17 protein-coding genes are annotated in these 20574 nt (G+C 63.0%); 11 read left to right on the forward strand and 6 right to left on the reverse strand.

The features are described 5' to 3' along the window. The first annotated feature begins 2 nt into the window (after positions 1 to 2). Together B3C38_RS04400 and B3C38_RS04405 are read left to right on the forward strand one after the other, a co-directional pair. Positions 3 to 1472, forward strand: a complete 1470-nt coding sequence (locus tag B3C38_RS04400) for a sialate O-acetylesterase (protein ID WP_286725727.1) — start codon at positions 3 to 5, stop codon at positions 1470 to 1472. Positions 1473 to 1856: 384 nt separating this feature from the next. After that, positions 1857 to 5900 carry a hybrid sensor histidine kinase/response regulator transcription factor gene (locus B3C38_RS04405; protein WP_286725730.1) on the forward strand — a complete coding sequence of 1348 codons (4044 nt, stop codon included), beginning with the start codon at positions 1857 to 1859 and terminating at the stop codon, positions 5898 to 5900. On the opposite strand, the gene B3C38_RS04410 is transcribed toward B3C38_RS04405, so the two are convergent. Further along, positions 5875 to 7251, reverse strand: a complete 1377-nt coding sequence (locus B3C38_RS04410) for an MATE family efflux transporter (RefSeq protein ID WP_286725731.1) — start codon at positions 7249 to 7251, stop codon at positions 5875 to 5877. The genes B3C38_RS04405 and B3C38_RS04410 overlap by 26 nt on opposite strands. Before the next feature lie 80 nt (positions 7252 to 7331). After that, positions 7332 to 7895, reverse strand: coding sequence for a Crp/Fnr family transcriptional regulator (locus B3C38_RS04415; RefSeq protein WP_286725733.1), 564 nt, complete (start codon positions 7893 to 7895; stop codon positions 7332 to 7334). A 234-nt stretch (positions 7896 to 8129) separates the two neighbouring features. Between B3C38_RS04415 and B3C38_RS04420 the strand changes: the two genes are divergently transcribed. The 6 genes from B3C38_RS04420 (at position 8130) to B3C38_RS04445 (ending at position 13478) form a co-directional block, all read left to right on the forward strand. Further along, positions 8130 to 8567, forward strand: a complete 438-nt coding sequence (locus tag B3C38_RS04420) for an Hsp20/alpha crystallin family protein (RefSeq protein ID WP_286725736.1) — start codon at positions 8130 to 8132, stop codon at positions 8565 to 8567. A gap of 171 nt (positions 8568 to 8738) precedes the next feature. Further along, the gene (locus B3C38_RS04425; RefSeq protein WP_130065679.1) at positions 8739 to 9479 is read left to right on the forward strand and encodes a (Fe-S)-binding protein; all 741 of its coding nucleotides are present in this window, start codon (positions 8739 to 8741) and stop codon (positions 9477 to 9479) included. Then, positions 9476 to 10867: a lactate utilization protein B gene (locus B3C38_RS04430; RefSeq protein WP_130065680.1), complete on the forward strand. Its 1392-nt coding sequence runs from the start codon at positions 9476 to 9478 to the stop codon at positions 10865 to 10867. Before B3C38_RS04425 ends, B3C38_RS04430 begins: the two co-directional genes overlap by 4 nt. Further along, positions 10860 to 11441: a LutC/YkgG family protein gene (locus tag B3C38_RS04435; RefSeq protein ID WP_286725740.1), complete on the forward strand. Its 582-nt coding sequence runs from the start codon at positions 10860 to 10862 to the stop codon at positions 11439 to 11441. The genes B3C38_RS04430 and B3C38_RS04435 overlap by 8 nt, the downstream gene beginning before the upstream one ends. A gap of 124 nt (positions 11442 to 11565) precedes the next feature. Continuing rightward, the gene (locus B3C38_RS04440; protein WP_286725742.1) at positions 11566 to 12300 is read left to right on the forward strand and encodes a copper homeostasis protein CutC; all 735 of its coding nucleotides are present in this window, start codon (positions 11566 to 11568) and stop codon (positions 12298 to 12300) included. Next, the gene (locus B3C38_RS04445; protein WP_286725743.1) at positions 12297 to 13478 is read left to right on the forward strand and encodes a transglutaminase-like domain-containing protein; all 1182 of its coding nucleotides are present in this window, start codon (positions 12297 to 12299) and stop codon (positions 13476 to 13478) included. Before B3C38_RS04440 ends, B3C38_RS04445 begins: the two co-directional genes overlap by 4 nt. A gap of 171 nt (positions 13479 to 13649) precedes the next feature. On the opposite strand, the gene B3C38_RS04450 is transcribed toward B3C38_RS04445, so the two are convergent. Both B3C38_RS04450 and B3C38_RS04455 read right to left on the reverse strand, forming a co-directional pair. Beyond that, positions 13650 to 14321, reverse strand: coding sequence for a GNAT family N-acetyltransferase (locus tag B3C38_RS04450; protein ID WP_286725745.1), 672 nt, complete (start codon positions 14319 to 14321; stop codon positions 13650 to 13652). A gap of 13 nt (positions 14322 to 14334) precedes the next feature. Then, positions 14335 to 15414, reverse strand: a complete 1080-nt coding sequence (locus tag B3C38_RS04455) for a 4Fe-4S dicluster domain-containing protein (RefSeq protein WP_286725746.1) — start codon at positions 15412 to 15414, stop codon at positions 14335 to 14337. A gap of 88 nt (positions 15415 to 15502) precedes the next feature. Between B3C38_RS04455 and B3C38_RS04460 the strand changes: the two genes are divergently transcribed. After that, positions 15503 to 16189 (forward strand): SagB/ThcOx family dehydrogenase, encoded by a 687-nt coding sequence (locus tag B3C38_RS04460; RefSeq protein ID WP_286725748.1) that lies wholly within the window; start codon positions 15503 to 15505, stop codon positions 16187 to 16189. Between the two features lie 184 nt (positions 16190 to 16373). On the opposite strand, the gene B3C38_RS04465 is transcribed toward B3C38_RS04460, so the two are convergent. Next, positions 16374 to 17045, reverse strand: a complete 672-nt coding sequence (locus B3C38_RS04465; protein WP_018694929.1) for a DUF421 domain-containing protein — start codon at positions 17043 to 17045, stop codon at positions 16374 to 16376. Between the two features lie 137 nt (positions 17046 to 17182). Continuing rightward, positions 17183 to 17740 (reverse strand): NUDIX hydrolase, encoded by a 558-nt coding sequence (locus B3C38_RS04470; protein ID WP_055211016.1) that lies wholly within the window; start codon positions 17738 to 17740, stop codon positions 17183 to 17185. Between the two features lie 73 nt (positions 17741 to 17813). On the opposite strand from B3C38_RS04470, the gene B3C38_RS04475 reads away from it, so the two are divergent. Both B3C38_RS04475 and B3C38_RS04480 read left to right on the forward strand, forming a co-directional pair. Next, complete coding sequence (locus B3C38_RS04475; RefSeq protein WP_286725754.1) at positions 17814 to 19100, forward strand: serine dehydratase subunit alpha family protein; 1287 nt, start codon at positions 17814 to 17816, stop codon at positions 19098 to 19100. Further along, entirely contained in the window at positions 19094 to 20383 is a 1290-nt protein-coding gene (locus B3C38_RS04480) for a histidine-type phosphatase (RefSeq protein ID WP_414630899.1), read from the forward strand. The genes B3C38_RS04475 and B3C38_RS04480 overlap by 7 nt, the downstream gene beginning before the upstream one ends. Positions 20384 to 20574 lie beyond the last annotated feature (191 nt).

Consider the following 20574-nt stretch of genomic DNA (forward strand, 5'->3'; position numbering starts at 1 on the left):
CGATGAAACGGCTCTTTTCCGTCGTGCTGGCGCTATTGCTGGCCGTGCAGCTCCCGGCGCGGGTGAAACTCCCCGCCGTGCTGGGGAGCAATATGGTGTTGCAACGCAATGCCGAAGTGAATTTCTGGGGCGAAGCATCGCCACGCAGCCGGGTACGGGTCACTGCCTCGTGGGACGGCCGCACGCATGAAACCCGGGCCGATGCCTCGGGCCGCTGGGCGCTGAAGCTCCCCACGGGCGAAGCCGGAGGCCCCTATACCGTGACTGTCAGCGACGGCGAACCGCTCGTGCTTGACAATGTCCTCGTGGGCGAGGTGTGGGTCTGCTCGGGACAGTCCAACATGGAGATGCCCGTGAGCGGATTCATGTTCCAACCCGTCGAGGGGGCGGTCGATGCCATCGCCGATGCGGGCATGTACCCCGGCATTCGGATGTTCACCGTCCCCAGGGTCTCGTCCAAGACGCCCCTGGACGATTGCGATGCGGCCTGGCAGACCGCGACGCCCGCCTCCGTCGGCCAGTTCAGCGCCGTGGGCTATTTTTTCGGGCGTATGCTCTACAAGGCGCTGGGCATTCCGGTCGGGCTCATCACCTCCAACTGGGGCGGTTCGACCATCGAGGCGTGGATGACCGTCGACGCCATCGACGCGACGCCGGGCATCGACCACGCCGTTGCCAAGTCGGGAACCTACGACAACAGCATTCCCCAGCGGCTCTACAACGGAATGATCCTGCCCGTCTGCCGCTATACGGCCAAAGGGTTCATCTGGTACCAGGGTGAGTCGAACCGCAAGAACTGGTACGATTACAAGGCGTTGCAGGTCTCGCTCGTCAAACTCTGGCGGGAAACCTGGGGCGACGGGAAGATGCCGTTCTACTATACGCAGCTGGCGCCTTACCGCTACGAGGGCGACACACTGCGTTCGCTGCCGCTGGTGATCGAGGCGCAGTACCGTGCGCTGGCCGAAATCCCGCACTCGGGGATCGCTGCCACGACCGACCTGGGCAACCCGACCTGCATCCATCCGGCGCGCAAGCGCGAAGTGGGGGAGCGGCTGGCGTTCCTCGCCCTGGCGAACGATTACGGGGTGACGGGGCTGCCCGCCCCGGCGCCGGTATACAAGTCGATGGAGCGCGACGGCAATAAACTGGTGCTGACTTTCGACAACCTGCCCGTCCGGGCCCAAAACGGCGTCGACAGCTTCGTGGCCTTCGGCCCGGACGGCTATCTTCGTCCGGGCGGCTTCGAGATTGCGGGCGAAGACCGGGTTTTCCACCCTGCCGTTGCGAATTTCAAATATTGGGACAACCGGATCGAAGTGAGCTCCGATCGGGTGTCTGACCCGGTGGCGGTGCGCTACGCCTTCCGCAATTACTGCTCCGAAGCCAATGTCATGACGACGATGGGGCAGCCCCTTGTCCCGTTCCGCACCGACGACTGGCCGCTGGACGATATCGGTGAGATCAGGTAAACATCCGGCGGCCATGAATCCCGAATTCCCCCCCCCTCTTCCCGGCTCATTTCCGGGTACTCCCTGTTATTCACGGGGATAGCGACCCGTATCCTGTGTCTGTATTGCGGATGGCATCGGCCGTCCGCCCGGGGGCGGCATGTCTTCGGGGCGGGGCGGCGGATTGCGGCGCGTAAGGGCGGTGCCCCGACGGATAATGCCTTCCGCTTCGGAGCCGGACGGCGCATTTCTGCTGCCCGAAATAGGTATAATGGTGCCTTGTATTTGTATATATTAAGGAAAGAAAGTATTTTTCCCATCGGATGCTTCCGCCCCGGGAAAGGTTGCGTCGGTTTTGCGGGATGGAATGATAAAGATTATAAAGTTCTCTAAAGGGTCGGCGCTATGGAATCGAGGGTGAAATGTGCGGTATGTGCGGTCGTGATGTGTCTGGTGTTGCGTGCAGGGAACGGTATGGAGCACAAATTCAGGTATTATACCGACAACAGCGGGTTGTCGTCGAACACCATCCAGTGCCTCTATCAGGATGACAAGGGGTATGTCTGGGTCGGCACGGCCGACGGCCTCGACCGGTTCAACTCCTACGATTTCACCAACTACCGCTCCGATTACCGCCGCCGCAATACGCTCGAAAACAACTGCATTTACAGCCTTTGCGGCGAAGGGTTCCCCAACGGCGACCGCATATGGGTCGGAACCAGCGACGGGGTCTATATCTTCGACTCGAAGGACGAGTCGTTCGTCCACCTGCCCATCCTGGGCAGCGATGGCCGGGAGCGCCGCAACCTGCTGGTCTATTCGCTTGCGGCGGACGTCGCGGGCAACATGTGGATCGGGACGCTCGGCGACGGCCTCTACCGTTACAGCCTCAAGAGCGGCACGTTCGAACACTATAACGCCGCGAAATACCCCGAGGCCTTCTCGTCCGACGTCATCGTGAAGATCCTGCTTGACCACGACAACAACATCTGGGTGGCTTCGGGCGGCGGTTCGCTGCTGAGCCGCTACAACCCCGAGAACAACCGTTTCTCCACTTTCCGGGTCGAGGACACGCTCACGCGCGAGCCGATTTCGCGCATCAGTACCATGTGCCAGGATTCGTTCGGCGACATCTGGATCGCAGGGTATGCCTGCGAGCTCTACAAGTTCGAACTTTCGCGGCTGACGTTCACCTGCAACCGCCCGGAGGACGGCGAGGCGTACGGCCGCGTGCGGAGCATGATCGAATACGCCCCGGGGATAATCATGCTCGGGACGGATCACGGCCTGGTGAATTTCAATACCAAGAACCGCAGTTTCGAGCATGTCGACAACGGCACGACCAACCGGAATGGACGGCTCAACGACAAATTCATCCACTCCATCCTCAAGGATCGTGACGGCGGCGTGTGGATCGGAACCTATTTCGGCGGCATCAACTACCTCTCGCCGCTCAGTTCGCTTTTCACGCTCATCGAGGCCGGCGAGGGGTGCGGGCATATCATCAGCAAATTCTGCGAGGATCCCGAGGGGAATATCTGGATCGGCAGCGACGACGGGGGGCTGAGCCTTTACAATCCGCGTACGGGCAGCTATACGCCCGTGGCGGTCGACCCGCGCGACCGGGCGCTCAACATCCATGCGCTCACCATCGACGGCGGATGGCTGTGGGTCGGGACGTATGGCGACGGGCTTTACCGCATCGACCTGCGCACGCGGCAGATGAAGCACTTCACGCAGGCCGGCACGGGACTCGACAATCTCGACGTCTATTCGGTTTTCCGCGATTCGCGGGGGCAGTTGTGGATCGGCACCAAAATGGGCATCTGCCGTTACGACGACGTTTCGCAGACCATCACGTGCGCATTCGGCCTGGGACATAACAGCGACGTGGTGGACATCTGCGAGGATGCCCGCGGGCACCTGTGGTTCGCGTCGCTGGGCAAGGGGTTGATCCGCTACGGGTTCGACGACGGCAGGTTCACCCTTTGCTCGCACGATTCCGGGGGCGGGCTTTCCGATTTCGTGAGCTGCCTGGCCGTCGAGGGGGACAACCTGTGGATCGGCACCCACGGCTGCGGGCTTTGCCGTTACGACATCGCGGCCGACACGCTCTCCAGGGAGTTCGACATGCTGCCCTACGGCAACTGCGCCGTGTTCCAGATCGTGCAGAACGGCGGCGAACTGTGGCTCACGACCAACCGCGGGCTGCTGAAATACAGCCCCGGGAACGGCCCGCAGTCGATCTACAAGTTCACCTCCGACGACGGACTGCTGGCCAATATCTTCAACGCCAATTCGGGCATCAAGTCCTCGACCGGGCATATCTACATCGGCTGCAACAACGGCATCAACAAGTTCTATCCCTATGATTTCACGCGCCGCGAGAATTCGGCCAAGCTCAGCGTCGTCTTCCCCGATTTCAAGCTCTTCAACCGCAGCGTGCCCGTGGACGGCCGGCTGCTGTCCAATACCATCGACTGCCAGCGCTCGGTGCGCCTGCGCGGACGGAAGATGTCGTTCAGCCTCGATTTCATTGCCCTCAACTTCTCCTCGCCGCTAAGGACGGTCTACCGTTACCGGCTGGAGAACTTCGACGACAAATGGATCACCACCGGCCTGGACGAAGGGGCCGGGGTGCAGCATGTCTCCTACACCAACCTGCCGCCGAACCGTTACCGCTTCGTCGTGAGCGCCTCGACCGGCGGCGAGCAGTTCGGCGAGGAGGCCGTGGTCGAGATCCTCGTGTTGCCGCCGTGGTGGATGGCTCGCGCCATGGTCGTGGCCTACGGCGTGCTGGCTCTGCTGGCCGTGGCGGGCGGCGGCCTGTGGCTGCGCCGCAGGATCGGCCGCGCGCACCGCGAGCAGATCGCCTCGATCACCCGCAAGAACAAGCTCGACCTGCTCGAGGCCAAGGTGAGCCTCTTCACGGAGGTGGCCAATGAAATACGTACGCCCGTTGCGCTGATTGCCGCACCCGTCGAGGAGATCGCCAAGCGCGCCGGGGATTTGCCCGGGTTGCGCGACGACGTGGACATCATCCGCAAGAACTGCGAGCGGCTGCGGACGCTGGTCGACCAGATCCTGAACCTGAAAAGCGCGGAGGAGGGCGAGCATGCCGCTTCCCGTGCCCCGGAGCGCGTCGACGTACGGGAAGTATTGCGGACGGTGGTCGCGGCGGTGGGGGATGCCGTCCCGCGGCGGGGTATCGCGGTGCACCTCGGGCTGCCCGGCGAAGCCCTCACGGCCGAGATGTGCTGCGACCACTTCTCGAAGATCGTGGGCCAGATACTCGGTAATGCCTACCAATTCGCCGAGAGCCGCATCGACGTGACGCTCGAAGGCCCCGGCGGGGAGGTGCCCGGCGATGTGTTCCGTGTGCGTGTCCGTGACGACGGCGCGGGGATAGACCGGGCGGAGAAGGCACGGATATTCGAACCTTTCTATACGTCGGACAAGTGTGTCTCCGGCAGCGGGCTGGGGCTGGGGCTCGCCGTGGCGAAGAGCCTGGCGACCCGGATGGGCGCCGTGCTCGGGGTCGAAAGTGCCGTGGGACAGTGGACGGAGTTTACGGTGACGGTTCCGCTCGGTGCACCCCGTCCCGTCCCCGGGGCGGATGGCGATTCCGGAGTGCCTGCCGGGCAGCCGGCCGTGGCGGCCGTGCAACCCGAGGTGCAGAAACGGCTGCCCGACATCCTGCTGGCCGAGGATAATGCCGACTTCGCGGACTTTTTCGTGCGGCATCTTTCCGGCAGCTATACGATCCATTGTGTGGCGGACGGGCGTGAGGCGCTCGACCTGCTCCGAAGCCGGGGCATTGCGGCCGTCGTGAGCGACGTGGCGATGAAGGGGATGGACGGCGTGGCGCTCTGCGCGGCGATCCGCAACGACCCGGCGCTGGATCACCTTCCCGTGGTGCTGGTTTCGGTGGACTCCTCTTCGGCGGCGAAGGTGCGTGCGCTGGAGGCGGGTGCCGACGCCTACCTCGAAAAGCCGCTGTCGGTGGACTACCTCGACCGCCAGATCCGGGCGCTTATCGACATCCGGGGCCGGCTGCGCCTGAAATTCTCGAAGATGCCCTACCTGGTCATGGACGGGGACGCGGCGAGCCCTTCGGGCAACCGTTTCATGGCGCAGGTGAACCAGTATGTCATGGACAACATCTCCAATTCGAACCTTTCGGTCGAGGATATCGCCGCAGCCGTGAATGTCAGCCGTACGCTCTTTTTCTCGCGCATCAAGTCGCTGACGGGAACTACGCCCAACGAGTTCCTGCGTTCCACGCGCCTCAGGGTGGCCGCCGACTTGCTTTCCAAACCCAACGACTTGCGTGTTACGGAGATATGCTATATGGTGGGCTTCACGTCGACCTCCTATTTCGCCAAGTGTTTCCATGCGCAGTTCGGGATGCTGCCCACCGAATTCATGGAGAAATACCGCCGGGAATAGGCCGCCTCATCCCGCGGTCGAGGCGCAGCAGTACGAGCAGGAGCAGGGTCGTGGCCAGTTCGGCCGCCGGTACCGCGAGCCAGATGCCCGCGACGCCCGCCAGCCGCGGCAGTACGAGGAAGCAGAAGGCCATCAGCACGATGCCCCGCAGCACGGTGAGGCCCGTCGCAAGCCGTCCCCGCTCGATGCTCTGGTAGTAGCCGATCGTGGCGACGTTGATCCCGAAAAAGGGATACCCGGCGGCGAAGAGCGGCAGGCCGCGCACGGCGATTGCATAGGCCGGGGCGTCGGGCGTCAGGAACAGCCCCACGATTCGCGGGCTGAACAGCCACGTGAACCCGAATACCGCCAGCCCGCAAACGAACGCCGTGCCGAGTGCCATCGCGAACGCATCCCTGCCGCGCCGCATCAGCCCTGCGCCGTAGTTGTAGCTGATGATCGGCTGTGCCGACTGGATGATGCCGTTGTAGACCATGAAGATGATCGGGAAGATGTAGCAGGCGATGCTGTACGCCGCCACGCCGTCCTTGCCGGTGTAGCGGATGAACGTGTAGTTACCCACGACCATCAGGCACGAAATGGCCAGCTCGCTCAGCAGCGCCGGGAACCCGATGTAGGTCATGTAGCCCAGATTGCGGGCCGTGAGGCGCAGGCTCTTGTAGCTGGTTTTGAACTTCATGAAGTGCAGCGTCCGGCTGTGGCGCAGCATGTACCGCAGCATCACGCCCGAGCCTACTATGTAGCCGACTCCCGTTGCGATGGCCGCGCCCGCGAGCCCCCACCCGAATTCGAAGATGAAAAGATAGTCGAGCACGATGTTGATCGAGGCCGCCATGATGTTGCACGCCATGGCGAACCGGGGCGCGCCGTCGAGCCGCACGATAAACATCAGGATGTTGAATACGGCCAGCGGCGTGAGGAAGAGCGTGAACCACACGAGGTATTCGCGCGCGGGAACCATCAGTTCGGGCGGCGTGCCCAACAGCAGCAGCAACGGTTTGTGGCAAAGGATCAGTAGAGCGCTGAGCAGCACGATCAGCAGTGCCGGTACGAAGAGCGACTGCGTGATGTTGATCTGGGCCACGCGGCGTTTGCCCTGCGCCAGGTTCACCGATGCCACCACCGAGCCGCCCATGCCGAACATCAGCCCGAGCCCCGTGCCGAGCGTGAAGAGCGGGGCGGTGAGGTTGACTGCCGCCAGTGCGTCGCTGCCGATGCCCCGGCCTACGAATATCCCGTCGGTGATGACGAACACCGCCGAGAAGACCATCCCCATGACCGTGGGAAAAAGAAAGCGGCGGAAGAGTTTGCCGACTGCCGTGCCTTTGTAATCGATACTGTCGCGTAACATAATTGCACCTCTTTTTATTGAGGTGGTGCAAAAGTAAGGCATTCTGCGCCGGGAAAAGTTAACTTATGGTAATTTCCGTATTATTTGACCCCGGCGCGGATGCGGCTCAGGCTTTGGGGCGTGAGGAAGAGGTAGGCCGCAAGGTCTTTCAGGGCGATGCGCTGCAGCAGCTGGGGATATTCGCGCAGCATGCGGCCGTACTGTTCGCGTTTGCCGCGCCAGGCATAGTCGGCGAAATAGTCCTCGTGGCGGCGCAACTGCTCCTCGGCCATGCGCCGTCCCCAGTCGGCCAGTTCGGCGTTCCCGGCGAAAAGCTCGTCCATGCGGGCGCGGGGGATGCGTACCAGCGTCGCGGGCTCCATCGTTTCGATCGTCTGGCGCGATAAGCCGCCGGGCTGTGTGCCGAGTGTCGAGGTTGCCGGGTCGCCCTCGAACGAGAAGGAGAAGATGACGCACTTGTCCTCGCGCATGACGTACGTGCGCACCGAACCCTCGGCCACAAAGCAGACGTCCGGGTCGCGCTGCCCCTCCTCGATGATGACCTCCTTGCGGGCGTGTTGCGTCAGCGTGGCGGAGTGCATGAGCAGACCCGTGCCCTCGTCCGAGAGCGCGTAGCGTTCGGTCAGTATCCGTGCGAAATCCATGCGGCAAAGGTAGGCTTTTTTCCGCAAATGCGAAAAGGGCGCCTGTTCCGTCGCTGCCGGAAGGTTTTTTTGCCGGTTTGTCATGTCGGAATAGCAGGATGTGTGACAATTTGTGACATTTTTTCGTTTTCATGCGGCTGGCACAGGATTTGACCTGTTACGGATGAAACCGCTCCGGAAGGGGCTGCGAAAGAAAATAAAGTTAAACCAAAATAAAACAAGGAGGACAAGATTATGACACCTGCAAGAACGAATCAAAACTGGCTGCCGAGCATTTTCAACGAATTTCTGGATAACAACTGGCTCGCCGAACGCCGCAACGCCACGGCTCCTGCCGTCAACATCATCGAAGACGAAGACGAGTACAAGGTGGAGGTCGCTGCTCCGGGCATGACCCGTGAGGATTTCAAAGTCCACATCAACGAGGACAACGAGCTGATCATCTCCCTGGAGAAGAAATCCGAGGAGAAGGAGGAAGACAAGAAACGCAAGGGTACCTACCTGCGCCGCGAATTCTCCTATACGCAGTTCCAGCAGAACCTGCTGCTGCCCGACAACATCGAGCGCGAGAAAATTTCGGCCAGGGTCGAAAACGGCGTGATGACCATTGACATTCCCAAGAAGAAGGTCGAGGAACTGGCCGCCGCCACGCGCCAGATCGAAGTGAAATAGGGCTTGCGAGCCCGACGTGGGAGGGGAGTGCCTTACGGGGTACTCCTTTTTTCGTGGCATGTCTCGGCATAATAATAGCCCTTTTATACCTAAAAACGTCCACGGGCGGACAATTCATCCGTAAATCCGCTATCTTTGGGGCATACGCGACAGCATACTAAACCGACGAACATGAAAGTAGGATTGTTCATACCCTGTTATATCAACGCCGTCTACCCCGGGGTGGGACGTGCGTCGTACGAACTGCTCTCGCGGCTGGGCTGCGAGGTGGATTATCCCCTCGGACAGACCTGCTGCGGGCAGCCGATGGCCAATGCCGGGTTCGAGAAGGACGCCCGGGCGCTGGCCGCGCATATGGATGCGCTTTTTGCGCAGTACGACTACGTGGTCGGGCCTTCGGCCAGCTGCGTGGTTTTCGTGCGCGAGGGCTATCCGCGGTTGTTGGACAATTACCGCGAGCATGCCTGCGTCGATTCGCGTATCTGGGAGATCTGCGAGTTCATCCACGACGTGGTGAAGCCCGCGAAGCTGGATGCACGTTTCCCGCACCGGGTGAGCGTGCACAACTCCTGCCACGGGGTGCGCAAAATGGGACTGTCATCGCCCAGCGAGCTGAACGTGCCCTATATGTCGAAGCTGCGCGACCTGCTCTCGCTGGTCGGGGACATCGACATCGCCGAGCCATCGCGCCGCGATGAATGCTGTGGTTTCGGCGGCATGTTCTCCGTCGAGGAGAACGCCGTGTCTGTCTGCATGGGGCGCGACAAGGTGCGCGACCACATGGCTACGGGTGCCGAATACATTACGGGCGCCGACTCTTCGTGTCTGATGCACATGCAGGGGGTTATCGACCACGACAAACTCCCAATCCGCACCATCCATGCCGTTGAAATCCTCAATTCGAAGTTATGAGCACCCACTCCAAAGCCGCCGCGAAATTCATCGCCGACGCCGATCGCACGGCGTGGCACGACAAGGCGCTTTACGCCGTACGCGAAAAGCGCGACAAGATGGCACGCACGGTGCCCGAATGGGAAGACCTGCGGCGCATGTCGTCCGAGATCAAGCGCCATACGCTGAGCCATCTGGGGCATTACCTCGAAGAGTTCGAACGCAACGCCACGGCCAATGGCATGGCGGTGCACTGGGCCGCCGACGCCGACGAGATGAACGCCACGGTGTGGCGTCTGGTGCAGGAGCACGGCGGGCGGAACCTCGTCAAGAGCAAGTCGATGCTCTCCGAGGAATGCGGGCTTACGCCCTACCTGCGCGAGCGGGGCGTCGATGCCGTCGAGAGCGACCTGGGCGAGCGGATCATGCAGTTGCTGGAGCTGCCGCCCAGCCACATCGTGCTGCCCGCTATCGGCGTACGCCGTGAGGAGGTCGGCGCGCTTTTCGAACGTGAGTTCGGCACCGAGCACGGCAACAGCGATCCCACCTACCTGACGCACGAGGCTCGCCGCCAGTTGCGGCCCAAATTCCTGGGTGCCGACATCGCCATGACGGGCGTCAACTTCGCCGTGGCTTCCACGGGGACGCTGGCCGTCTGTACCAACGAGGGGAATGCCGACATGGGAACGTCGTTCCCCGACCTGCATATCGCCATCATGGGGTTGGAGAAGGTCATCCCCGACATGCGGGCGCTGGCGGTCTTCACGCGCCTCTTGGCGCGTTCGGGGACGGGGCAGCCCGTCACCTCCTACACGTCGCTCTACCGCAAGCCTGCACCGGGCAAACGGATACACGTCGTGATTGTGGACAACGGCCGCTCGGAGTGGCTGGCCGATGCCGCGCACCGCAACATGCTCAAATGCCTGCGTTGCGGCGCCTGTATGAATACCTGCCCTGTCTACCGGCGCTCGGGCGGCTATTCCTACTCCTATTTCATCCCCGGGCCGCTGGGCATCAACCTGTCGATGCTGCGTTCGCCGAAGCTCCACCACGGCAATGTCTCGGCCTGCTCGCTGTGCTACTCCTGCTCGGACGTATGCCCGGCGATGATCGACCTCGGGGAACAGATTTACGCATGGCGGCAGGAGTTGGCGCCCATGCATCTGGCCGACCCGGTAAAGAAACTGACGGTCAAAGGCATGGACTTCATCATGGGAGGGCGACGACGATTCTACGGCGGCATCGCGCTGGCCCGCGTCGCGGAGCATCTCCCGCACGCCGTGCTCAACAACCGGTTCAATCCGTGGAGCGCCCCGGGCCGCGACATGCCGCCGTTTGCCCCCAAGACGTTCAATGCCCTGTGGAAGCGGGGCGAGGTAAAATCCGGAAAAACGAGTAAAGATGAATAACAGCAAGGAAAACATACTGAAACGGATCGCCGCGGCGGGAATGCCCGAATACGCATACCCCGACTTCGGCTACGAACCCCAGCATTTCGACGACCCTGCGGCGATGTTCGCCCTGCGGCTCCGGGCGGCTGGGGGCGAGGCCGTATGGCTGGACGGGGCAACGACGCTCGATGAGGTCGTACGCCGCTGCTACCCCGATGCGAAGAGTGTTGCTTCGGCATTGCCCGAAGTGACCGTCGCCACGGTGAATCCCGACCGGGTCGAAGACCCGCGCGAGTTGGTCGACATAGACCTGGGGGTCGTTTCGGGGGCGTTCGGTGTCGCCGAGAACGGTGCCGTGTGGATCCCGCAGGATATCCGCCACAAGGCGCTCTATTTCGGCGCCACGGCGCTGATGGTCGTCATCCCGCGCGATGCGCTGGTCGATACGATGCACGAAGCCGTCGTGCGCCCCGAAGTCGGGGACTTCGCCTACGGGTGTTTCATGTCGGGCCCTTCGAAGACTGCCGACATCGAACAGGCGCTGGTGTTCGGCGCCCACGGGCCGATGTCCGTCACCGTCGTGCTGCGCTGACCGCCTGCCCCGGGAGCGGGGAGTATGCCATGTGCCGGTCGGGATTTCCCGTGCCTTTTTCTGCCGCGGCAGCCGGCTTTTTCGCGGGCTTGTTTTTCCGGTGCGGATTTTTTACCTTTGCCGTATGACGACCGAACTTTGCGCATACAGCGTCGAGGCGTGCGAGGCTGCCCGCCGTGCGGGTGTCACGCGCGTGGAATTGTGTGCCTCCCCTTACGAGGGCGGCACGACCCCTTCGGCTGCCGCCATCCGTATGGCGCGCCGTATCGGAGGGATGCAGCTCAGCGTGATGGTGCGTCCCCGCGGCGGGGATTTCCTCTATTCCGATACCGAATTCCGCCAAATGCTCGAAGAGGTGCGCTTCGCCCGCGAATGCGGCGCCGACGGCGTGGTCTTCGGCGTGCTCACCCCCGACGGGCGGGTCGACGTGCAGCGTACGGCTGCCCTGGTCGCCGAGGCAGGGCTGATGCAGACCACCTTCCACCGGGCGTTCGACATGGCGTGTGACCTGGAGGAGGCGCTCGAAGCGGCGGTGGCTGCCGGATGCCGCCGGATCCTGACCTCGGGGGGCCGCAATACGGCCGTCGAAGGCATCGACACGCTGCGGGCGTTGGTGGCGCAGGCCGCCGGGCGCATCGAACTGATGGCCGGCAGCGGCGTCAACCCCTCGAATGTGCGGCAGCTGGCGGCCACGGGCGTCGATGCCGTGCATTTCAGCACTCGCAGCGTGCGTCCGGGCGGCATGGTTTTCCGCAACCCGCATGTTTCGATGGGCGGCTGCGGCGATGTTTCCGAATACGATCTTCTTTGTGTCGACGAACGGCTCATCCGACAAATACTTACCCTGCTCGAACCATGAAACGCATCATCTTCCTTTTGCTGGGGGCGTGTCTCTGTACCTGCGGCCGTTACGGCTGCGGCGTCCCTGCCCGATACGAACCGCTGCTGGATTCCGCGCTGGCCGGCTGCCCGCGCGCCGACAGCCTGCGGCAATTGCTGCGGCAAACTCCGCGCGAGCAGCGCGAAGGGATGGCCTTTCTGATCGCTCACATGCCCCGGGGCGACCGCGACACGATGCGCCTCGACCTGCTGCGCGAGAATGTGGAATATGCCTACCGTGCCCGCCGCGAATACCCGTGGACACGTGCGCTGCCCGATTCCGTCTTCCTGAACGAGGTGCTGCCCTATGCCGCCGTGGACGAGGTGCGCGACAGCTGGCGGGCGGATTTCTACCCGCGCTTCGCCCGGCGCGTGGCGCTTTGCCGCGACATCCGCGCGGCGATCGACTCCGTGAACCGGAATATCGCGGCCGACGTCGGGGTGGAGTACAACACCGCCCGCGAAAAGACCAACCAGAGCCCTGCCGAGTCGATGCGGCAGCATATGGCCTCCTGTACGGGGCTTTCGGTGCTGCTGGTCGACGCCCTGCGCGCGGCGGGAATCCCGGCGCGTTTCGCCGGGACTCCCGCGTGGCACGACGACCGCGGCAACCACAGCTGGGTCGAGGTATGGATCGGCGGCCGCTGGTATTTCACGGAATATTACCCCTCGGGGCTCGACCATGCCTGGTTCCTTTCGGATGCCGGGCGGGCGCTCGACGACCGTATGCACGGCATCTTCGCCGTGTCGTTCCGGCCCACCGGCGACTGGTTTCCGATGGTGTGGAGCGAGGACTCGCGTGAGGTGCACGGGGTGGACGTCTCGCAGCGTTACCGCGACCTTTATGCGGCCTACGAGCATACCCTCGTGGCGCAGGGAAGGCATACGACGGTGACTTTTGTGATGTACGACAGTGCGGCGCACGAAGGGCGCTCGGACGCCCGCGTGGCGGCCAATGTCGATGTCTTCTGCGGTGCCGAGCAAATGGGCGGAGGCCGCACGGCCGGGCCGAGGCAGGACATGAACGATGCGTTGAGGTTCCTGCTGGAAAAAGGCAAGTCCTATACGTTCCGCTACGAGAACGCCCGCGGCGAAACGACGGAGGTCACGGCCGAGGTGGGCGATGCCCCGCTGACCGTTACGGGATACATGCGATAGCGCCGTTAGCTGCGTCCTCTTCATCCGGGAATCCCACTCTTTCCCGCTTCCCCGCCGATGGTGCGGGACGGGCTGTCGGCCTGCTCCCCGAAAATGGAAATCACCCCTGCCGGAGATAACTCGGGTGGGGGTGAAATCGTAAGAACCGGGCTTGTCGGACAGCACTTTCCGTCAGGGCTGCTTTTCCGTATCCGTGTCGGACACTTCGGCCCGGAAGCCGATGTCGATCCGGTCGGTCAGCAGGCTCGGAATCGGTACGAGCCCTGTGTGCGGGGCGTGTCCGAGTTCCATATGCAGGATGGGGTAGGGCCGGCCCGACGGGTCGGTCGCGTCGCGCCCGGCGGTGCGGAATCCCATCCGTTCGTAGAAACCCGCGGCCTGCGGGTTCTGCTCGTTGACGTCGACCCGCCGCACGCCGCAGTGCCGTGTGACGTGGTTCACGAGTTGCCGGCCGAATCCCTTGCCCCGCGCCCCGGGGGCGACGAACAGCATTTCGAGCATATCGCCGGCGACGCCTGCGAAGGCGGTGAACCCGCCGAACTCGTTTGCCCGGCTGTCGCGTCCGGTTTCGCCCGTTGGGCTTGCCGCGGTCGATCCCCTGTTCCCGTCCGCCCCGTCTGTCCCGTCTGTCCCGCCAGACCCGCAGGCCCGGTCTGTCCTGTCGTCGGTGTCCCGTATGACATACAGGTCTACGGCCGCAAGTGCTTCGTTGCGAACCATCTGCCGGAAGAAGGGGATGTCCTCCTCGCTGAGAAAATCGTGCGTCGCCCGCACGGAGGCCTCCCAGAGGGCGGTCAGTGCGTCCAGCTCTGTGGGCGAGGGTTGCGAGAGGTGTTCGATCATACTGCCGTAAGGGTTACAATAAGGTTACGGGCGGTTTCCGCCGCGCGAAGTTCCGGGCCAAGGCGGCTGCAAAGGGCGTGCGGAACGTGCGGGCACCGAAGGCGCACCCTTTTACGCAGGCGCAGCAGCGGATGCAGCGTGCCGGGTCGGTGTGCAGCTCGTCGCCGTGTGCGATGGCCTGCGTGGGGCACAGTGCGACGCAGCGGCCGCATTGCGTGCAGCGTGCGGCATCTCCCTCGGGCAGCAGGACGACGGGGTTGCGTTTCTGCCGGCGGCGGTAGCCCAGTACGAACCGGATGAAGCGCAGCTTCGGGAGGAGCGGCGTACGCGGTTCGCGCAGTTTCGCGGGGTCGATGGGGACAAGGGCGCCCGTTGCGGGGGCCTTGGCTGCATCCATGCTGCCGGTTTGGGTTGCCCGGGTGGTTGCTGCGGTGTCGGATGCCGTTTCCGGGTTCTTGCCGGGGGAAGGCCCTGTTTTTGCTAATTTTTCGCGCACCTGAGCCCCGAATGCCGTGGCGGCAATCAGATCCCGTGCGTCGGGGCGTCCCTGTGCGATCGGGGTTGCGGGCGTGCTGTACGAATGTTCGCCGACGAATGCCCCTGCCGCTACGGGCACGAATCCCCGTCCCGCGACGAACGAGGCGAGTTCTGCGACGGCCGTGCCGAACGAGCGGTTGCCGTAGACGGCCAGAACGACGGCTGGGGTGCCTTCGCCGCGGATCTCCCGCAGGCGTTCCAGGGCTACGGGCGCCACGTGCCCTCCGTAAACCGGCACGGCGAATATGGCGACGGCTTCGCCCGGCAGCGGGGCGGGGTACCCGGCGGGATGGGTCAGGTCGATGGCCGTGACTGTCGGTTCCCCGTGCATGCTTTTCGTTTCGCCCCTGTTCCCGGCGGCAGGCTCTGGTGTCGCCGCTGCGGTTCCCGCTTCCGGGGTTTGCCCGGCAGGGGATTCCGGTGCCGTGTTGTCTCCGGCGGACGCCCGTGTGGCTCTCCCTTCCGTCCATGCCATCCCCTGCGCCACGGCCGCGGCGATTTTCCGCGATGTCCCGGTAGGCGAGAAAAAGAGGGTGTAAATGCTTGTCGTTTTCATGTTCCCGGCAGATTTTTTTCGGTGTAAAGATAGCGTTTTTCCGGCTGAATTTTTATATTTGTCCGGAAACCTGTAAAATTGAGAAGAGATGACTATGAAGATTTTTGCATGTGCGGCCTTGCTGCTTGCGTCATGCGGCGGCATGCAGACGGCCGGGGAGCAGGCACAGACCCCCGAAACGAAGACCGCGGTGAAGCACGGGCCGGAGATCGCACTCCTGAAGCCCGACCCGAAATCGGGCATGACGGTCAACGAAGCGTTGCAGAACCGCCGTTCCTGGCGTGAATATGCTCCCGAAGCCCTTTCGCTCGAGGAGTTGTCGGGCGTGATGTGGGCGGCCGGCGGCATCAACCGCCCGCAGGACGGACGGCTCACGGCACCTTCGGCACTGGCGTTGTATCCCATCCGCATTTATGCGTTTTTCCCCGAGGGCGTTTACCGTTACGATGCCAAGGGGCAGAAACTGGTGCGTGTGGCGGAAGGCGACCGCCGGAGCGTCGCAGGGGCACAGCCGTTCGTGTTCACGGCGCCGCTCAATCTGGCTTATGTGGCCGACATGTCGGTCTATGAAGGTAAGAATATTCCCGCCGGGCATGTCCGCTACCTTTGCGGGCAGGATGCCGCGGGCTATGCCGAAAACGTCAACCTCTACACTGCGGGCCATGGCCTGAAGTCGATCACGCGCGGCAGTGCCCCCGAGACCGAGCTGCTCGAGACCCTCGGCCTCGACCCCGGCCGCTACTTCCTTGCGCTGGTGCAGACGGTGGGCAAATAGCGGTGTGCCCCTGGAATGGAAAAGGGACGGCTTTTAGGCCGTCCCTTTTTTATTTGTCCGCAGATGCGGCTAAGGCCGGTCGGATGGCGCGCCCCGGCTTTGGTTCGGTCACGGCCTTTCGCCCGGGTTGTCCCGGGCGCGTTCCCCGGTGTTGTCCTGAAGACCGTTTCCGGCTGTTCCGTCCTTAGTCTGCCGAAAGCGTCTCCTTTGCCGCATCCCGGCCGTCGGGTTCCTCCAGCGGGACGATATAGAATCCGCGTCCCGGTGTCCACTCCACGCAGAAAAGTTTTTCCGCATCGGGGTACCCCGCCTGCCGGAGGTGGCGCAGGAGCCACCGCTTGCCCTTGCCGCTGCGTTCGAGTGCGTCTTCCATGACCTTGCCCCCGTTGACGAGCAGGTACGATTCTGGCGGTTCGTTGCGGCGCGATATGGTTATCCGTCCGTTGGTTTCGAAACGCACGTCGTCGACGTCGAACATCGAGAAGATGCCGTTTTCGCGCAGCATGGTGCGGAACTGTTCCATTTCGAGCCCGTTGCGGCGGAATTCGCGCATCACCAGCCGGCGGTCGCGGACGAGCATCACCGAGTCGCCCTTGATCGCCCTGCGGATGCGGTGGAAGCGCATCAGGTAGCGCAGCGAGACGTTGGCCGCCGTCCACACCGCGAAGGCGAATACCAGATACCATACCGGGGTGTCGGGGTTGTAGATAACGCCGCCGACCAGCGCCCCGAGTACGAACGAGTTTACCGAATCGAGGGGTGTGAGCTGTGCCATCTGGGTCTTCCCCGATATGCGCAGGAAAAAGATCACGCCCAGCATTCCGACCAGCAGTTTGATGGCGATGGATAGATACATGGTGTGCAGGTTTTATTTTTCCGTTTCCCCTCAGCCTGCAAATTCCGCGCAAATCCGGAAAAACCTGCCCGGGCGGTGAGGAGCCCGTCCTGCGAATAGCGTGGTACGGCCGTATCTCCGGCCGCCTTCCTCGGGGGCTAAAGGCCGTATTCCGCGGCGTAACGCCACAGGGGTGCGGCCATCAGCGCCTGCCGGATGCGGCCGCTTTCGAGCAGCTCGCGAACCTCGGCGCCCGAGAACAGATGTACGCGGATGTCCTCCGTAGCATCGAGGTGCTGTTCGCCCAGGCGTTCCACGCCCGTCGCCAGGTAGCAGTACGTCAGGTTGTTCTGCGTCGAGGGGTTGGGCGCCACGACCATTAGCTCGCGCCACTGGCCGCCGCCGTACCCCGTCTCCTCGGCCAGTTCGCGCTGTGCCGCGGCCAGCATCGAGGCGTCGTCGGGCTCGGCCACGCCCGCCGGGATTTCATAGTCCGTTTCGCCCAGCCCGTGGCGGTATTGGTCGATAAAGACGAATTTCCCCTCTTTCGTAATGGCGATGACGTTCACCCAGTCGGGATATTCGAAGACGTAGTAGTCGGGTATGAGGCGCCCGTCGGGCAGTTCGATGCTCTCGTGGCGTACCGTAAACCAGGGTTTGCGGGCGAGGTATTCGCTGGTGAGAACTTTCCAGTTGCGTTTTTTCGGATTTTCCATGGCGGCGTCTTACTTGTCGGATGCAAAAATAGCGAAAAATAGTTATCTTTGTAACATCCGAAAAAAAACATCCATGTTGTCCCAGAACGAACGAAAGCGTATTATCGCCCTCATCAACCGCGAAGTGGTGCCCGCCATCGGGTGTACCGAACCCATCGCCGTGGCGCTGTGCACGGCGCGTGCCGCCGAACTGCTCGGCTCGCGTCCCGAAAAGGTCGCCGTGCGCCTGAGCGCCAATATCCTCAAAAACGCCATGGGCGTTGGGATCCCCGGTACGGGGATGATCGGCCTGCCGATCGCTGTGGCGCTCGGGACGCTCGTCGGCCGTTCGGAGTACCGGCTGGAGGTATTGCGCGATGTGACGCCCGGGGCCGTGGAGCAGGGCCGCCGCTATATCGATGAAAAGCGCGTATGTATCGACCTGAAGCAGGGTATCGCCGAGAAACTCTATATCGAGGTTGAAGCCGAAGGCGCCGGGCACCGGGCCGTAGCGGTGATTGCGGGCGGGCATACCTCGTTCGTATACCTCGAGCGCGACGGTGAGGTGACGCTCGACAAACGTACGGCCTCGGCGGCCGAAGAGGATGGGGGCGAAGTGCCCCTCACGTTGCGCCGGGTGTGGGAGTTCGCCACGACGGCACCCCTCGACGAACTGCGCTTCATCCTCGAAACACGCCGTCTGAACAAGGCTGCCGCCGAGCAGGCTTTCGCCGGGGAGTTCGGCCACTGCGTAGGGCGTACGCTCCGTTGCGAGCGCGAACGGAAGATTATGGGCGACAGCATCTTCTCGCGAATACTGTCCTACACCTCCGCGGCGTGCGACGCCCGCATGGCCGGGGCGATGATCCCCGTGATGAGCAACTCGGGAAGCGGCAACCAGGGCATCGCGGCGACGCTTCCCGTGGTGGTCTACGCCGAGCAGACCGCCGCCACCGAGGAGCAGACGATCCGTGCGCTGGTGCTGAGCCACCTCACGGTGATCTATATCAAGCAGAGCCTCGGCCGCCTGTCGGCCCTGTGCGGCTGCGTGGTGGCCGCCACGGGGTCGAGCTGCGGCATTACCTACCTGATGGGCGGCGCGTACGGGCAGGTCGCGGCGGCGGTGAAAAACATGATCGCCAACCTTACGGGCATGATTTGTGACGGAGCCAAGCCGAGTTGCTCCATGAAACTCACGAGCGGCGTTTCGACCGCCGTGATCTCGGCCATGATGGCGATGGACGGCCATTGCGTGACGCCCGTCGAGGGAATCATCGAAGAGGATGTCGACAAGTGCATCCGCAACCTCACGGCCATCGGCCGCGACGGCATGAACGAGACCGACAGGGTCGTACTGGGAATAATGACACATAAATGCTGACTATGAATAAACTGACCATGAAAATGAGGCTCCTTGCGGCGTTCCTGCTGCTCGGCCTCTGGGGCGCCACGGCCCAGACCGCCCGTGAGCAGATCGCCGCCATGCCCGAGCGGGCGGGCGGGATTTACCACTCGTACGAGTACCTGCCCGGCCCCGCCGTACCCGCCCCGAAGGGCTATGTTCCCTTCTACATCAGCCACTATGGCCGCCACGGCAGTCGTTGGCATACTTCGGAAAAGATCTATGCCGAGCCGCTGGGTATCCTGCGCAAAGCCGACTCGGCCGGGGTGCTGACCCCGAAGGGGCGCGACCTGCTGGCTAAGGTCGAGGTCATCGCAGCCGATGCCCGGGATCGTTACGGCGACCTCTCGCCCCGCGGCGTGGCGGAACACCGGGGCATCGCCGAACGCATGTATAAGGCCTATCCCGAGGTCTTTTCGACCGGGGACGGCCGCGAATGCTTTGTCCAAAGCCGTTCGACGCTCGTGCCGCGCTGCATCCTGAGCATGGCGGCCTTCAACGAGCGCCTCAAGGAGCTGAACCCCGAAATCCGGATGACCCGCGAATCGAGCCAGCGCTACATCCCTTATATGAGCAACGGCGCAGGGTTGAATTCCCAGCGAAAGGCATCCGGTGCCGTGGCCGACAGCCTGCAGGATGCCCGCACGCATCCCGCCCGTCTGATGGCGTCGCTCTTCTCCGACCCCGCCTTCGTGGAACGCGAGGTGAAAAGGCCGGCGAAACTGATGAACCAGCTGTTGGCGCAGGCCGCCATCATGCAGGACGTCGAATACCTGGGCATCTCGCTCTACGACCTCTTCACCGAGGAGGAGATATACGCCGCCTGGGAAGCCGAGAATTTCCGCCGCTACGTGATGTTCGGCCCGTCGAAACGTTTCGGCGACCCGATCATCGCCGATGCCAAGCCGCTGCTGCGCAATATCGTAGAGACTGCCGAACGGGTCGTCGCGGGGGAGGAGAACCTCTCGGCTTCGCTGCGTTTCGGCCACGACGTGAACGTCATTCCGCTGGTGGCGCTCCTGGGCGTCAGGGAGGCTTCCGGGCGCGTATGGACAGCCGAGGAAGCTGCCGGGGTGTGGCAGATACACCGCGTATCGCCCATGGCGACCAACGTGCAGTTCATCTTCTTCCGCAACCCTGAGACCGGCGACGTGCGGGTGCGGGTGCTGCACAACGAGCGCGATGCCGAACTGCCGGTTGGCGGCGGCCCCTATTATCCCTGGGAGACCCTGCGCGACTACTGCAAGTCGCTCTATGAATGACATGCCCCGGTGCCGGGCATAAAAATAAAGGGGCTGCCTGCCGGTTCCCGGAATTAAAATCACCCTCGCCAGAAATGCTTCTGGCGAGGGTGATTTTTTAAGCCGGCTTGCCGGGCAACCTTTTCCGCGGCCTTTCCGTGGCTTTTTCCGCGGCTTTTTCCGCGGCTTTTTCCGCGGCTTTTCCGCGGCTT

Source organism: Alistipes sp. UBA1686, from assembly GCF_002320215.1.
GTDB lineage: Bacteria > Bacteroidota > Bacteroidia > Bacteroidales > Rikenellaceae > Alistipes > Alistipes onderdonkii.